Below are 13,165 nucleotides of genomic sequence, written 5' to 3' on the forward strand. Positions count from 1 at the left end.
TCTGCTCTTCTGTGAACCGTTTCTTCTTCATCGTGTCCGTCCTGCAATCGGCCGGACTCTAATCGATGCTGGTGGGATTTTTCAGGGGCACGTCAGTCTCGGCTCGCTCGCGACCATTATCATCGGCGAGAAGATCAGCCCCAAGCTGCCGGCCGCGCTGATCGCTCTGGCGGGCGCCGCTTTCGCGGTGCGCTATTTTCATCTCGAGGAGCGCGGCGTCGCTGTGCTCGGCAAGGTCTCGACGGAATTTCCGCATCCGCGCTTTCCCGAGATCGCACCCGCAGATATTCCGCAAATCGCCGGTCTCGCCATCATCATCGCCATGGTGATCATGGTGCAGACGGCGGCGACCTCGCGCTCATTTCCAAATGAGGAAGGCCGCGCGCCGGATGTCGATCGCGACTATCTCGGCGTCGGCGCCGGCTGTGTAATGGCAGGCCTCGTCGGCGCTTTCGCCGTCGACGCCTCGCCGCCGCGCACGGCGATCGTTACGGCGACGGGCGGGCGCTCGCAGCTCTCGTCGATCGTCGCGGCGCTGGTCATCTCGGCTCTGCTGCTGTTCGGCGCCTCGCTACTCGAGCATGTGCCCAACGCCGCGCTCGCCGGCGTATTGATGTTCATCGCGGCGCGCATTTTCCGGCTGCATGTGATGCGCGACATTTTTGCGAAGACGCGCGGCGAATTCGCGCTCGTCGCGCTGACCATGGCGGCCGTCGTCGCGCTGCCGGTGCAGAATGGCGTGTCGCTCTCCATTCTCGCCTCGCTGCTGCATGGCGTCTGGACGACGACGCGCTCGCGCCTCATCACTTTCGCGCGCCTGCCGGGAAGCTCGGTGTGGTGGCCTTGCGCATCCAGCGGAGCTGAGCCTTATGGCGAGCGCCTCGAGGGCGTGCTGGTCACGGCCTTTCAGGCGCCGCTGTCTTTTCTCAACGCCTATGGTTTCCAGAGCGATTTGCGCGAGGCGATAGAGGAAAAGCCGAAGCTCGTCGTGCTGGAGGCGAGCAATATCGTCGAGATCGATTATACGGCGGCGCGCATATTGCGGCAGGCGATCGAGGATTGCCGCGCGGCGGGCGCGGATTTCGCCATAGCTCGGCTCGAATCGGTGCGCGCGCATGAAGCGCTCGAGCGCTTTGGCGTGATGAAAACGCTCGGCGAAGGACGATTGTTTCGCAGCGTCGACGAGGCGACGCGGACGCTCAGGCCCAATGCGGTTGCAAGCGAGATTCAAGCCCCCACTCCCGCTCGTTGGAGAAGGTGGCGCGCGCGTCAGCGCCGCTCTGATGAGGACTGAAGTCGATGCATTCTATAATTTGGCATTCAAGGATTCTCGAATCCTGCAACTCGCCTTCCAGAGGCTCTGACTTCGATCCGACGCACGTTCTGCCGACCAGCCCGATTCGACGAACTCGCGAAGCCGCGCATTATATCCAAACCCCTGCGACGCAGCGGCGCCTTTAATCGGTAGAAGATCATTGCGAAGCTCTCTCGGCGCCAAGCGAGCAAGATTTAAAAGATATCGCTTCGGGTCCGGCAGGGCTTCCGGATTCGGATCAATTTTATGCGGAGAAATATGTAGGAACTCCCCAATCCCCTCCCGATCCGCCAGCAGCCAAGCTTCGACTTCACGAACAGCAACTCGAAAGACAAGCTTCGAGGGAGGAAATTTCGTCCCAAACCACTCACGAATGAGCGTCGGAGGACAGGACGCCGCATCGAGATCTGTGAGCACGATGACCGGGACTCTCCTCGCGGTTTCACAGAATTTGTCGATGCTTCGTCGAAGATAGCCGTTGCCTTCCTTACGAACAGGCTGGAGAGCTTCTACGCTCCCTCGGGCTTCGATGACGAGTCGATAAACGACTGCTTCGCTCAGCTCATCTTCCGTCGCAACTAGCAACATCAATTCAAAACCATCTTATGCAAATCTTTTGGATGCGCCTTGGACAGAAGAATCTCTGCCGGTGAATAGCCTTCCCGCATCAGCTCGAGTTGTTCATCCGACGGCGAACGAACGACGGTTCCCTCCTGAACACGGTCGAGCCAAAGAACTCCACGTCCATCGACGCTCTTGTTGTCGAGCAGCGCCTGACTGTGAGTGCTGATGATGATCTGGCGTTGCCGCTTCTTCGTAGAACGCCGAACCTGTTCGATCAGACGTGGAAGATTTCGAACGATTTCCTCGTCGAGAGAAAGCTCGGGCTCTTCTAATAGTAATAGGCTATCCCCCTCCATCAGCAGCCAAAAAAGCGCGATTAGTCGTAGAGTGCCATCCGAAAACTGATCTTCACGCTGCCAACCGGCGGCGGGGCGATGATGCGCATATCTGGCTTCCAAATGCGGTCGTCCAGTAATCTCATCTCGCACAAATTTTAGTTCTTCAAATTGAGGCACAGCTATCGACAACGCCTTCTGTATCCGCCCCAAACGAGAGGTTCTGACTTTTCCATTCGCTTTCGCGACTCGCTCAAGAAATGCTTGTCCAAAAGGATCACTTTCGACAGTCTGCCCGCCGATTGAGCTCCCAAATTTGACCAACTGTGGCACAAGGTGTAGATATGTAATCTCACTGAACTGATCCGCCAACTCTCGAAAGTCAGAATTAGTCTGAATTTGCTCCAATGACGTTTGCGTAAGTCGTTCTCTATCTAATACATCATCCTTGTCCGGTCGACGGAGAAAACATCTTTCCTTGCCGTCAACCAGCTTATATACTTCTTCAGCAGCTATAATTGGCCTCTTGATTCCGCTGCTTTCTGCCTTGAGCGCGAGAACATACCTCCAAATTGGTACCGGATCATCGAAGTTATCCGAGAGATGAACCTCTATCACGATTTCAGGTTTGCTTCGCGCATGCAGGCAACGTAGCTTCTTCAGCCCCCCTCGATCAGCAACCGCTTTCTGTATGCCTCCACCTTGAGGCTTTGCGATATCCCTTAAGAAACGGAACACATCGAGCAAGTTGGATTTTCCAGTCGCATTGGCTCCTAGCACATAAGTCACGTCCAGAAGACTTGCTTCCGCGTGCTGGAAATTTTTCCAATTTTGGAGCTTAACGTGGGAAATTAGCATGTTCACTCGTTGTCCCAGTTCGGGGCTGCACCTCAGAATTCGACATTGCAACTCAAATTGCCTGGCCTTCGTCAGGCCGCCTTCTGCTTCGGCGTGATGAGCTTGCGGTTCACCAGCACTTCGGCGATCTGCACCGCATTCAGCGCCGCGCCCTTGCGCAGATTGTCGGAGACGCACCACAGAACGAGGCCGTTTTCGACGGTCGGATCGTCGCGAATGCGCGAGACAAAGGTCGCGTCTTCGCCCGCCGCCTCGTGCGGCGTGATGTAGCCGCCGGGCTCGTGCTTATCGATGACCAGCACGCCGGGCGCCTCGCGCAGAATGTCGCGCGCCTCGTCCGGCGACAGCGGATTCTCGAACTCGATATTGATCGCCTCGCTATGGCCGATGAACACCGGCACGCGCACGCAAGTGGCGACGAGCTTGATCTTGGGATCCAAGATCTTCTTCGTCTCCACCACCATCTTCCACTCTTCCTTGGTGAAGCCGTCCTCCATGAAGACGTCGATCTGCGGAATGAGGTTGAAGGCGATGCGCTTGGGGAATTTCTTCGATTCCATCGGATCGGAGACGAAGACGGAGCGCGTCTGCGAGAACAGCTCGTCCATGCCCTCCTTGCCCGCGCCCGACACGGATTGATAGGTCGAGACGACGACGCGCTTGATCTTGGCGGCGTCATGCAGCGGCTTCAGCGCCACGACGAGCTGCGCGGTGGAGCAATTGGGATTGGCGATGATGTGCTTTTTCGTGAAGCCCGCCGCGGCGTCGGCGTTGACCTCCGGCACCACCAGCGGAACATCCGGGTCCATGCGCCAGGCGGAGCTATTGTCGATGACGACGCAGCCCTTGGCGCCGATACGCGGCGCCCATTCGCGCGCGACGTCTCCGCCCGCCGACATGAGGCAGATGTCGGTGTCGGAGAAATCATAAGTGTCGAGATGGCGGCATTTGAGAATCTTGTCGCCGAACGACACTTCCGTCCCAATGGAGCGGGACGAAGCCAGCGCGACCACTTCCGAGACCGGAAAGCGGCGCTCCGCCAGAATGTCGAGCATCTCGCGGCCCACATTGCCCGTGGCGCCCGCGACGGCGACCTTGTAACCCATGGATGCGCACTCCTTTTGCCCGCTTATGGCGACGGGCGCGCCTTTTGTCGAGGGTATGGACGAGAATAGCGAAGCGACCCCGTAGGCCGTCTGGGCCACGGAGCGGCTTCGCATCGATCTCACAGCATGGCCACGGCGATCACGCCGAGGCCGACGGGCTCAGAAGGGCATGCCGACCGACATATTGCCATTATTGCCCATGCTCACCGGCGCCTTGCCGAAACGCGAGCCTTCGTCCTCTTTGTCTTTTTTCTTGGGCGGGGATTTGCCCGGCGACCAGCCCTCGAGCTCGCCGAATTGGCGGTTCTCGACCTTGGCCGGCGGCTTGCCGGGCGCGGCTGGCTGACCAGCCGTCGTCTGCTGCTGCTGTTTGTTTTTCTTCGGCTTCGCCTTGACGGCCCCGGCGGCGGACGTGTCCAGCCGGCTGGGGTCGAGCGCATCCTCCGCTCCCGCGGACAGCGGCAACGCGGACGAAAAGGCGAAAATAGCGGCGACCAAAAGAAGTGGGCGCGATCGCATGGCGGCTACTCCTCGAGCATCGGGCTCCAAAATGCTCCCAGGCCGGAAAAAAGACAAGTTCCGGCGATCCCGTGGCGAAGATTGCGCACAGAAGCAGGCGCCATTACGGCGCCGGCTCCGCTTCCCACGACTTTCGTCATTCGCCGGTCGTCTGCGCGATCGCCAGATTTTTCAGCTCGGCGATCGCCGTCCCCGGCAGCAGGCTCTTCGGACAGGCGTTGGAGCAGTTCAGAATCGTGTGGCAGCGATAGAGGCGGAAAGCGTCATCGACATAGGCGACGCGCTCGGCTGTCGACTCGTCGCGGCTGTCCACCACCCAGCGATAGGCCTGCAGCAGCGCGGCCGGGCCCAGAAACCGATCGGAATTCCACCAATAGCTGGGGCAGGAAGTGGAGCAGCAGGCGCAGAGGATGCACTCATAGAGCCCGTCGAGCTTGCGGCGATCGTCCGGCGCCTGCAGCCATTCCTTTTCCGGCTCCGGCGTCACCGTCTGCAGCCAGGGCTCGATGGCGGCGTGCTGGGCGTAGAAATCGCTGAGATCGGGCACGAGATCCTTCACCACCGGCATATGCGGCAGCGGATAGAGCTTTATCGCTCCCTCGATCTCATCCATGCCCTTGGTGCAGGCGAGCGTGTTGAGCCCGTCGATATTCATCGCGCAGGAGCCGCAAATGCCCTCGCGGCAGGAGCGGCGGAAGGTCAGCGTCGGATCGATCTTGTTCTTGATCCAGATGATCGCGTCCAGAACCATCGGCCCGCAATCGTCGAGATCGACGTAATAAGTGTCCACGCGCGGGTTCGACGCCTCGTCCGGATCGAAGCGATAGATGCGGAACTCCTTGAGCCGGCTCGCGCCATCGGGCCGAGGCCAGACCTTGCCCTCGACGGGGCGGGAGGATTTGGGAAGGACGAATTCGACCATGATTTGTCCACTCGCGTTCTATGCCGCTTCGAAGCCGACGCCCGCGCCGCCCCTCAATAAACCCGCGCCTTCGGCTCTATATAAGCCACCTCATTGGACAGCGTGTAGCTGTGCACCGGGCGATAATCGATCGCGACGCTCTTGCCCGCCTCGTCGACCGTGGAGAGCGTGTGCTTCATCCAATCGGCGTCGTCGCGGTTCGGAAAATCCTCGCGGGCGTGAGCGCCGCGGGATTCGGTGCGGTTCTTCGCCGAATCCATCGTCACCACCGCCTGCACGATGAGATTGTCATATTCCAGCGTCTCGACGAGATCGGAGTTCCAGATCAGCGAGCGGTCCGAAACCTTGACGTCGTCGCTCTTCTTCCACACCGCATGGATCGCTTGCGATCCCTCCTCCAGCACCTCGCCGGCGCGATAGACGGCGCAATGCGATTGCATCACGCGCTGCATCTCGAGCCGCAGATCGGCGGTCGCGATCGAGCCGGAGGCGAAGCGACGCGCGTCGAGACGCGACAAAGCGAGCTCGGCGGAATCGGCGGGCAGTTCCGGCTGCGTCTGGCCTGGCTTCACCAACTCGGCGGCGCGCTGGCCGGCGGCGCGGCCGAAGACGACGAGATCGACCAGCGAATTGGAGCCGAGGCGATTGGCGCCATGCACGGAGACGCAAGCCGCCTCGCCGATCGCCATCAGGCCCGGCACCACCACATCGGGATTATCGCCGACGCGGCGAAGCGCCTCGCCGTGAAAATTCGTCGGTATGCCGCCCATGTTGTAATGCACGGTCGGCAGCACCGGAATGGGCTCGCGCGTCACATCGACGCCGGCGAAAATTTTCGCGCTCTCGGAAATGCCAGGCAGGCGCTCGTGCAGGATCGCAGGGTCCAAATGCTCGAGATGCAGATGAATGTGATCCTTCAATTTGCCGACGCCGCGGCCCTCGCGAATCTCCACCGTCATCGCGCGCGAGACCATGTCGCGCGGCGCGAGATCTTTCACCGAAGGAGCATAGCGCTCCATGAAGCGCTCGCCTTCGCTATTGGTGAGATATCCGCCCTCGCCGCGCGCGCCCTCGGTAATCAAGCAGCCCGCGCCATAAATGCCGGTCGGATGGAATTGCACGAATTCCATATCCTGCAACGGCAGGCCGGCGCGCAGCGCCATGCCGCCGCCATCGCCCGTGCATGTGTGCGCAGACGTCGCGGAGAGATAAGTGCGGCCATAACCGCCCGTCGCCAGCACGGTCAGCGCGGCGCGGAACCGATGGATCGTTCCGTCATCGAGCTTGAGGCACACGACCCCGCGCACGGCGCCTTCCGCATCGACGATGAGGTCGATGGCGAAATATTCGACGAAGAACTCTGTGTCGTGACGCAGCGCCTGGCCGTAGAGCGTATGCAGCATCGCATGGCCGGTGCGGTCGGCGGCCGCGCAAGTGCGCTGTGCAGGCGGGCCTCTGCCGTAATCCGTGGTCATGCCGCCGAAGGGCCGCTGATAGATGCGTCCATCGTCTGTGCGCGAGAAAGGCACGCCCCAATGCTCGAGCTCATAGACGGCTTGCGGAGCGTTGCGGCAGAGATATTCGATCGCGTCCTGGTCTCCGAGCCAGTCGGAGCCCTTGACGGTGTCGTACATGTGCCATTTCCAATCGTCCGGCCCCATATTGGCCAGCGCCGCGGCGACGCCGCCCTGCGCTGCGACCGTATGCGAACGCGTCGGAAACACTTTGGTGATGCAAGCGGCCTTCAGCCCCGCCTTGGCGCAGCCGACGACGGCGCGCAGTCCCGCGCCGCCTGCGCCGACGACGACGACGTCGAATGTATGATCGACGATCGGATAGGCCCTGCCCCCGATATTCACCGTCGTCTTGCCGTTCGCAGCCATTCCCAATCCTCGTCGATAAAGAGCGCCCGAGCGCGAACGCGCGTCAGCGCGGCGCGGCGATGATCATTATGGCGAGCGTCCAGATCGCCGCGATCGCGATCACCAGCCATTTGTTGACGATGAGCGCCTTCGCCTTCAGCGCTTCGTCGTGAACATAATCCTCGATGATGTTCTCCACGCCGAGCCGCGCGTGATAGGCGACGACGACGATGAAGGCGATGAGCGCTATCGCCGGCAGCGGCTTTCCGATTTCGGCGCGCGCGGCCTCATAGGGCTTGCCGACGAGGCCGACGAGATACCAGATCGAGAGCACAGCGAGCGGCGCCAGCGCGCGCGCGCTGTGACGCATGGCGAGCGCATGCAGCGAACCGGAGCGATCGGAGACGAAAGCGTCTCCCTTGCCGCTGCGGCCGCTCTCAAATCTCGACATATCCGTTTCTCCATCAATCGAGTTCGATATCGGCGAGCCGTCGTGACAGGACGAGCGGCCGCAGGCTCAGCCGAAGAGCGAGGATGCGATCCACAAGAGCGCCGTCAGCGCCACGCCGCCGCCCAAGCTCGCCTTGGTCAGCAGCTCGCGGCCATCGCGATCGAGATAGAGGCCGCGGTCCCATATCGCATGACGCACGCCGCCGAGCAGATGATGAAACAGCGCCCAGCTGAACAGCAGCACGAAGACTCGCCCGACGAGGGAATTGACGATCCAGGACACGGCGTCGAAGGCCGACGGCCCGAGCGCCAATCCGAAGAGATAGAGCGCGAGCAGAAGCACGCCGACATAAAGCGATGCGCCGGTGATGCGATGCGCGATCGACATCGCCATTGTGAGGATCGGCTTGTAGATCGTCAGATGTGGAGAGAGCGGCCGCGCGGCGGCGAGGCTCTCGCTCACGGGATCGGCGTCGGCCATTTTAGGTTTCTCTCCGCTCGAGGCTCGGCTAGGACTGATAATTCAATCGCGTCGCTGCTGCAACACACGTACCCGACATAAGGTTCTGAGCATTTCGCGACTCGTGCATAGCGGCGAAAGGACGCATGACTTACGTAACGCGTCGCGACGCCCGACGCAATCGATGCGCCGATGCGTAGGATTCGAGTCGAAAAACGTGGCGCGTGCGTTACGATCTGTTAACATGCGCCCGCCGACGTTGCCCGGGACCAGCCGGCGCATCGTCGTTCGGAGCCGGCTTTTTTCTCCACCGGCTGCGGACGTGTCGAGTAGCGTTGAGCGTCATGGTTGGTCTGCGTGCTCGAGAGTTCGTAATGTTGCGTCGGCGCCCCGAGTAAGCGTCGTGTTGCCGTGACGTCGGACTGCCGACTATTTTGTCGGCGGCTTGAGTTCGCTGGTCTCGTCGAATGACTTTTTCGTCAACTCATCTCGCGAGCGATTCATGAATTACAGTGAAACCATCCATATCTTGAACGTCGATCCGATCATCCGCTCGTCTCTGACGAGCGCCTTGGACAAGGCGGATTTCCACATTCGCCTCCATGAGGACGCGGGACGCTTCTTCGAAGCCGTCGAGACCGACAGCCGCGGCTGCGTCATCATCTATGTGGATATGCCCGATATGATCGGGATCGAACTATTGAGAGACGCCAAGGCGCGGCGGATCGAATTGCCGATCATCGTCATCACCGCGCAAGCCAATGTTCGCGGCGCGATCCAAGTGATGAAGGAAGGCGCTTTCGATCTGCTCGAATTGCCTGTCAATGAGGCGAAGCTGCTCACCTCCGTGCAGCAGGCGCTGACCCGCCGGATCGACCACCGCGCCTATCGCGGCCGTGCGCGGACCACGCCCGGCCGGCTCGCCACGCTCACCAACCGCGAGAACGACGTGCTCGCCGGCTTGGTCGAGGGCAAGCTCAACAAGGTCATCGCCCATGAGCTCGGCATCAGCGCCCGCACGGTGGAGACGCATCGCTCGCACATAATGACCAAGATGCGCGTCAAGAGCGTCGCCGATCTCGTGCGAATCTCGCTGGGGGCGCCCCGGCCCGATCCGGCCGTCCGCCTCGGCGCGCCGCGGTCCTCGGCCGATCCGACAGCCCGCCTCGGGACGCCGGCGCCGCGGCCGATGGTCGATTCGAGCGCGGTTTTGCCCCGTCGCTGACGCGATCGACGCGGCAAATCGCCAAAATTAACGACGCCGGGGCATGGCGCATGCTATTGGCCATGCGAACGCCATGCTCCGGCGCTAGAATATTGCCTCATGAGATTCGACCGTTCGGCCCGAGCGCCCCTGAATGAGACCGCCCCCGCCGAGGCGCGCGCGGGGGCGACGCTCACCATCGACCTTGCCGCCCTCGTCGCCAATTGGCGTCGGCTCGCCGCTTGCGCGAGCGAGAGCGAATGCGCGGCCGTGGTCAAGGCCGACGCCTATGGCCTCGGCGCCGAGCCCGCCGTGCGGGCGCTCGCCGCCTCCGGCTGCCGCACTTTTTTCGTCGCCACCGCCGGAGAAGGCGAGCGCATTCGCTCCGTCGCCCCGCGGGCCATCGTCTATGTGCTCGAGGGACTGCCGCCCGGCGGCGCCCGCGCGCTCGCCGCCGGGCGGCTGCGCCCGGTTCTGGCCTCGCTCGAGGAAATCCGTGATTGGGCGGCATTCGGCCGCTCCATCGGCCGCCGCCTGCCGGCCGCGCTGCAATTCGACACCGGCATGAATCGGCTGGGACTCTCGCTGCGCGACGCCGAAGCCGCGGCCGTGGCGACGCAGGATATCGACCTCACTCTGACGATGAGCCATTTCGTCTGCGCGCAATGGGCCGAGGACCCGCGCAACGCGGGGCAGATCGCCGCTTTCGAGACGGCGCGGCGCGCCTTCCCCGGCGTGCCGGCCTCGCTCAGCAATTCCTCGGGAATCTTCCTGGAGCAGAAGCCCCATTACGATCTGCTGCGCCCCGGCTATGCGCTCTACGGCGGCAATCCGACTCCGGCGGCGCCCAATCCGATGCGAGCCGTCGCCCGGCTCGAGGCGCCGATTCTGGCGACGCGCTGGATCGAGGCCGGCGAGAGCGTCGGCTATGACGGCGTGTGGACGGCGTCGCGGCCGACGCGGCTGGCGACGCTCGGCCTCGGCTATGGCGACGGCTTTCCGGCCGCAATCGGCGGGGCGGGCCGGCCCGTTCCGGAGGCGATCGTCGCCGGGCGGCGCTGCCCGATCGTCGGCCGCGTGTCGATGGATTTCGTCATGCTGGATGTGACCGACGTCCCCGAAGGCGCCGTCTATCGCGGCCAGACGGCGGAGCTTTTGGGCGAGACGATCGGCGTCGACGAGCTGGCGCTGCGCTGCGGGACCATCGGCTATGAGATTTTGACCCGGCTCGGCCGACGCTATGAGAGGGTCTATATCGGCGGGTGAGCGCTCACGCCCGCTCGAACCAGGGCGTCAGCACAGGATAGCCCTCGCCGGCCAGCAACGCGGCGGTCTCATAGAGCGGCAGGCCGACGACGGCCGAATAAGAGCCGATGAGCCGCACCGCGAAAGCGCCCGCGAGTCCCTGAATCGCATAGCCGCCCGCCTTGCCGCGCCATTCGCCGGAAGCGAGATAGGCGTCGATCTCGGTCGAGGAGAGGCGCTTGAAGCGCAGACGCGATTCGACGAGGCGGCGGCGCTCGGCCCCGCGCGGGGTGATCAGCGTGACGCCGGTAAAAACCCGGTGCTGGCGGCCCGAGAGCAGGCGCAGGCAATCCTCGGCCTGCTCTATGTCCTCGCATTTGGGCAGGATTCGCCGGCCGACCGCCACCACAGTGTCGGCCGCGAGCACATAGCTGCCCTCGAGCTGGGGCTGATAGGCCCTTATCTTTATGGCAGCCGCAGCCTTCTCGCCGGCGAGACGCTGGGCGAGGCTGCGCGGCAGCTCGTTGCGCTGCGGAGTCTCGTCTATGTCGGTCGGCAACAGCGCGTCGGCGTCGAGGCCGATCTGCTGGAGCAGCTCGAGCCTGCGGGGCGAGGCCGAGGCCAGCACCAGCTTGGGCCGCGTATCGGTCGGGTGGGACGTCAAGACGATCGGCTCCGCCATAAATCGAAATTATTTGAAACGATAGGTAATCCGCCCTTTGGTGAGGTCATAGGGCGTCATCTCCACGAGAACCTTGTCCCCGGTGAGCACGCGGATGCGGTTTTTACGCATCTTTCCGGCCGTATGGGCGATGATCTCGTGCTCGTTCTCGAGCTTGACCCGAAACATCGCGCTGGGCAGCAGCTCGGTGACGACTCCGGGAAACTCCAACAGTTCTTCCTTGGCCATGTGGTTCCTTCTTCAGAGGCCGCGGCGGACCTCGGATAGCGAAAGGCCCGCTTGCGAAGCGGGCGCTCATCAATATGGGATCGAAGCCGGGACGCGCAAATCCGCGCCGGACCCTAATCGAGTACGGCTGATTTGTGAACCTTGCCTTTCGCTCCGTCGCGCGCTTCAGCGCTCCGGGGCGTGGACGATCGAGCCGGCGGCGGGCGGCTCGATCACGCGCGGCTCGGGAGCGGCCTCCGCCGGCGTCGCGACGAGGGCGCCGCCCTTGCCGTCCCCCGCCCAGGCGCTGAGCAGCTCCCAGGCGACCGCGAGTACCACCGGGCCGACGAAAAGGCCAATGATTCCATGCACCAGCACGCCGCCGATGACGCCGACGATAATGACCAGCAGCGGCGTCGTGAGCCCGCGCGCGATGACGATGGGCTTCAGCACATTGTCGACCAGCGTCACCGTCAACATGCAGCAGGAGAAGAGTAGAGCCGGCAAGGTCCGCATCTCCGTCCACGCCCAGATGATGGTGGGCACCACCACCATCAGCGGCCCGATCTGGACGATGGCGAGCACCAATATGCACAGGGTCAGCAGGCTGGCGCCGGGCGCGCCGGCGAGCTGCAGGCCGAGGCCGCCGATCGCCGCCTGCAGCAGCGACACGCCGATGACGCCGCGCGAGACGGTGCGGATCGTCGAGCCGGCGAGCTCGACAAAATGCTCGGCGCGTTTCGAATCGATGCGCGTCACCGCGGTCTTGATCGCGCGCACCAGCGCCGGTCCGGGCGCGAATAGAAAGCCGGCGATGATGACCGAGATCAGGAATTTGAACACGCCGGCGCCGGCGTTCTTGGTCGCGTCCAGCGCGATCTCGCCATAGGGCTTGAGCTGCGGCAACGCCTGGGCGAGCGCGCTGCGCAGATTGGTGGAGGCGAGCTCCCAGAATTCATAGGCCGATTCGCCGACGAAGGGCCAAGTGCGCAAGGTCTCGGGCGGCGGCGGCACCCAGACGCCGCCGGCGTCGATTCGATCGGCGAGGGAGCGCAGCCCATCGACGACGCCGAGGCCGAGCCAGGTCGCCGGCCCGATGACGAAGAGCAGGCCGAGAAAGGTGATGATCGTCGCCGCCAGCCGCCGGCGTCCGCCGAGCCGGACGGTCATCCATTCGAAGATGGGATAGAGCGCCACAGCGAGAATGGCGCTCCAGGTCACGATGGTGACGAAGGGCCGCACCAGCAGGAAAGACCAATAGGCGAGCGCGCCGAGCGCGCCGAGCCGGATGATCAAGTCGATGAGTGTCGCGTTCAGCCGCCGCCGGCCGGACGCTTCGCGCTGGTCCTCGATCACCGAGCTATCCCCAATTTTTTTCGCGCCCCGCCGCTGCGGCGCGCCTTCCCCCGGACAACATAGCGCGGATCGGCAATGGT

14 protein-coding genes are annotated in these 13,165 nt (G+C 63.0%); 3 read left to right on the forward strand and 11 right to left on the reverse strand.

The genetic code is table 11. The features are described 5' to 3' along the window. Positions 1 to 1,294: SulP family inorganic anion transporter (locus EDE12_RS14770; RefSeq protein WP_245511935.1), on the forward strand; the 1,294-nt coding region annotated here is incomplete at its 5' end. A gap of 12 nt (positions 1,295 to 1,306) precedes the next feature. Here the strand turns inward: EDE12_RS14770 and EDE12_RS14775 are convergent. The 8 genes from EDE12_RS14775 to sdhC form a co-directional block, all read right to left on the reverse strand. Then, on the reverse strand, positions 1,307 to 1,906 hold the full coding sequence (locus EDE12_RS14775; RefSeq protein WP_134188146.1) for a DUF4276 family protein: 600 nt from the start codon (positions 1,904 to 1,906) through the stop codon (positions 1,307 to 1,309). Beyond that, positions 1,903 to 3,072, reverse strand: a complete 1,170-nt coding sequence (locus EDE12_RS14780; protein ID WP_084768637.1) for an ATP-binding protein — start codon at positions 3,070 to 3,072, stop codon at positions 1,903 to 1,905. The genes EDE12_RS14775 and EDE12_RS14780 overlap by 4 nt, the downstream gene beginning before the upstream one ends. Positions 3,073 to 3,143: 71 nt before the next feature. After that, positions 3,144 to 4,178: an aspartate-semialdehyde dehydrogenase gene (locus tag EDE12_RS14785; RefSeq protein ID WP_026599047.1), complete on the reverse strand. Its 1,035-nt coding sequence runs from the start codon at positions 4,176 to 4,178 to the stop codon at positions 3,144 to 3,146. A 159-nt stretch (positions 4,179 to 4,337) separates the two neighbouring features. Beyond that, positions 4,338 to 4,697 carry a hypothetical protein gene (locus tag EDE12_RS14790; protein ID WP_024880598.1) on the reverse strand — a complete coding sequence of 120 codons (360 nt, stop codon included), beginning with the start codon at positions 4,695 to 4,697 and terminating at the stop codon, positions 4,338 to 4,340. Positions 4,698 to 4,833: 136 nt separating this feature from the next. Beyond that, on the reverse strand, positions 4,834 to 5,619 hold the full coding sequence (locus tag EDE12_RS14795; protein ID WP_026599048.1) for a succinate dehydrogenase iron-sulfur subunit: 786 nt from the start codon (positions 5,617 to 5,619) through the stop codon (positions 4,834 to 4,836). A 53-nt stretch (positions 5,620 to 5,672) separates the two neighbouring features. Beyond that, positions 5,673 to 7,502, reverse strand: a complete 1,830-nt coding sequence (sdhA, locus tag EDE12_RS14800) for a succinate dehydrogenase flavoprotein subunit (protein WP_024880602.1) — start codon at positions 7,500 to 7,502, stop codon at positions 5,673 to 5,675. 43 nt (positions 7,503 to 7,545) lie between these two features. Further along, on the reverse strand, positions 7,546 to 7,932 hold the full coding sequence (gene sdhD, locus EDE12_RS14805) for a succinate dehydrogenase, hydrophobic membrane anchor protein (protein ID WP_024880603.1): 387 nt from the start codon (positions 7,930 to 7,932) through the stop codon (positions 7,546 to 7,548). 66 nt (positions 7,933 to 7,998) lie between these two features. Next, positions 7,999 to 8,412, reverse strand: coding sequence for a succinate dehydrogenase, cytochrome b556 subunit (gene sdhC / locus EDE12_RS14810; protein ID WP_024880604.1), 414 nt, complete (start codon positions 8,410 to 8,412; stop codon positions 7,999 to 8,001). Positions 8,413 to 8,893: 481 nt separating this feature from the next. On the opposite strand from sdhC, the gene EDE12_RS14815 reads away from it, so the two are divergent. Next, positions 8,894 to 9,616: a LuxR C-terminal-related transcriptional regulator gene (locus EDE12_RS14815; RefSeq protein ID WP_024880605.1), complete on the forward strand. Its 723-nt coding sequence runs from the start codon at positions 8,894 to 8,896 to the stop codon at positions 9,614 to 9,616. A 99-nt stretch (positions 9,617 to 9,715) separates the two neighbouring features. After that, on the forward strand, positions 9,716 to 10,861 hold the full coding sequence (gene alr, locus EDE12_RS14820) for an alanine racemase (protein ID WP_208326067.1): 1,146 nt from the start codon (positions 9,716 to 9,718) through the stop codon (positions 10,859 to 10,861). A 4-nt stretch (positions 10,862 to 10,865) separates the two neighbouring features. Here the strand turns inward: alr and EDE12_RS14825 are convergent, their stop codons facing one another. The 3 genes from EDE12_RS14825 to EDE12_RS14835 all read right to left on the reverse strand — a co-directional run bounded on the left by EDE12_RS14825 (position 10,866) and on the right by EDE12_RS14835 (position 13,085). Next, positions 10,866 to 11,522 (reverse strand): Maf-like protein, encoded by a 657-nt coding sequence (locus tag EDE12_RS14825; protein WP_026599049.1) that lies wholly within the window; start codon positions 11,520 to 11,522, stop codon positions 10,866 to 10,868. 9 nt (positions 11,523 to 11,531) lie between these two features. After that, positions 11,532 to 11,750: a translation initiation factor IF-1 gene (gene infA, locus EDE12_RS14830; protein ID WP_018266249.1), complete on the reverse strand. Its 219-nt coding sequence runs from the start codon at positions 11,748 to 11,750 to the stop codon at positions 11,532 to 11,534. A 165-nt stretch (positions 11,751 to 11,915) separates the two neighbouring features. Then, positions 11,916 to 13,085 (reverse strand): AI-2E family transporter, encoded by a 1,170-nt coding sequence (locus EDE12_RS14835; RefSeq protein WP_026599050.1) that lies wholly within the window; start codon positions 13,083 to 13,085, stop codon positions 11,916 to 11,918. Positions 13,086 to 13,165: the final 80 nt, after the last annotated feature.

The organism is Methylosinus sp. sav-2, assembly GCF_004366495.1.
Lineage (GTDB): Bacteria > Pseudomonadota > Alphaproteobacteria > Rhizobiales > Beijerinckiaceae > Methylosinus.

Coding starts and splice junctions, on each gene's coding strand:
- EDE12_RS14825 (WP_026599049.1), bottom strand. CDS start 11,522: ATGGCGGAGCCGATCGTCTTGACGTCCCACCCGACCGATACGCGGCCC.
- alr (WP_208326067.1), top strand. CDS start 9,716: ATGAGATTCGACCGTTCGGCCCGAGCGCCCCTGAATGAGACCGCCCCC.
- EDE12_RS14815 (WP_024880605.1), top strand. CDS start 8,894: ATGAATTACAGTGAAACCATCCATATCTTGAACGTCGATCCGATCATC.
- sdhC (WP_024880604.1), bottom strand. CDS start 8,412: ATGGCCGACGCCGATCCCGTGAGCGAGAGCCTCGCCGCCGCGCGGCCG.
- EDE12_RS14785 (WP_026599047.1), bottom strand. CDS start 4,178: ATGGGTTACAAGGTCGCCGTCGCGGGCGCCACGGGCAATGTGGGCCGC.
- sdhA (WP_024880602.1), bottom strand. CDS start 7,502: ATGGCTGCGAACGGCAAGACGACGGTGAATATCGGGGGCAGGGCCTAT.
- EDE12_RS14780 (WP_084768637.1), bottom strand. CDS start 3,072: ATGCTAATTTCCCACGTTAAGCTCCAAAATTGGAAAAATTTCCAGCAC.
- sdhD (WP_024880603.1), bottom strand. CDS start 7,932: ATGTCGAGATTTGAGAGCGGCCGCAGCGGCAAGGGAGACGCTTTCGTC.
- EDE12_RS14795 (WP_026599048.1), bottom strand. CDS start 5,619: ATGGTCGAATTCGTCCTTCCCAAATCCTCCCGCCCCGTCGAGGGCAAG.
- infA (WP_018266249.1), bottom strand. CDS start 11,750: ATGGCCAAGGAAGAACTGTTGGAGTTTCCCGGAGTCGTCACCGAGCTG.
- EDE12_RS14790 (WP_024880598.1), bottom strand. CDS start 4,697: ATGCGATCGCGCCCACTTCTTTTGGTCGCCGCTATTTTCGCCTTTTCG.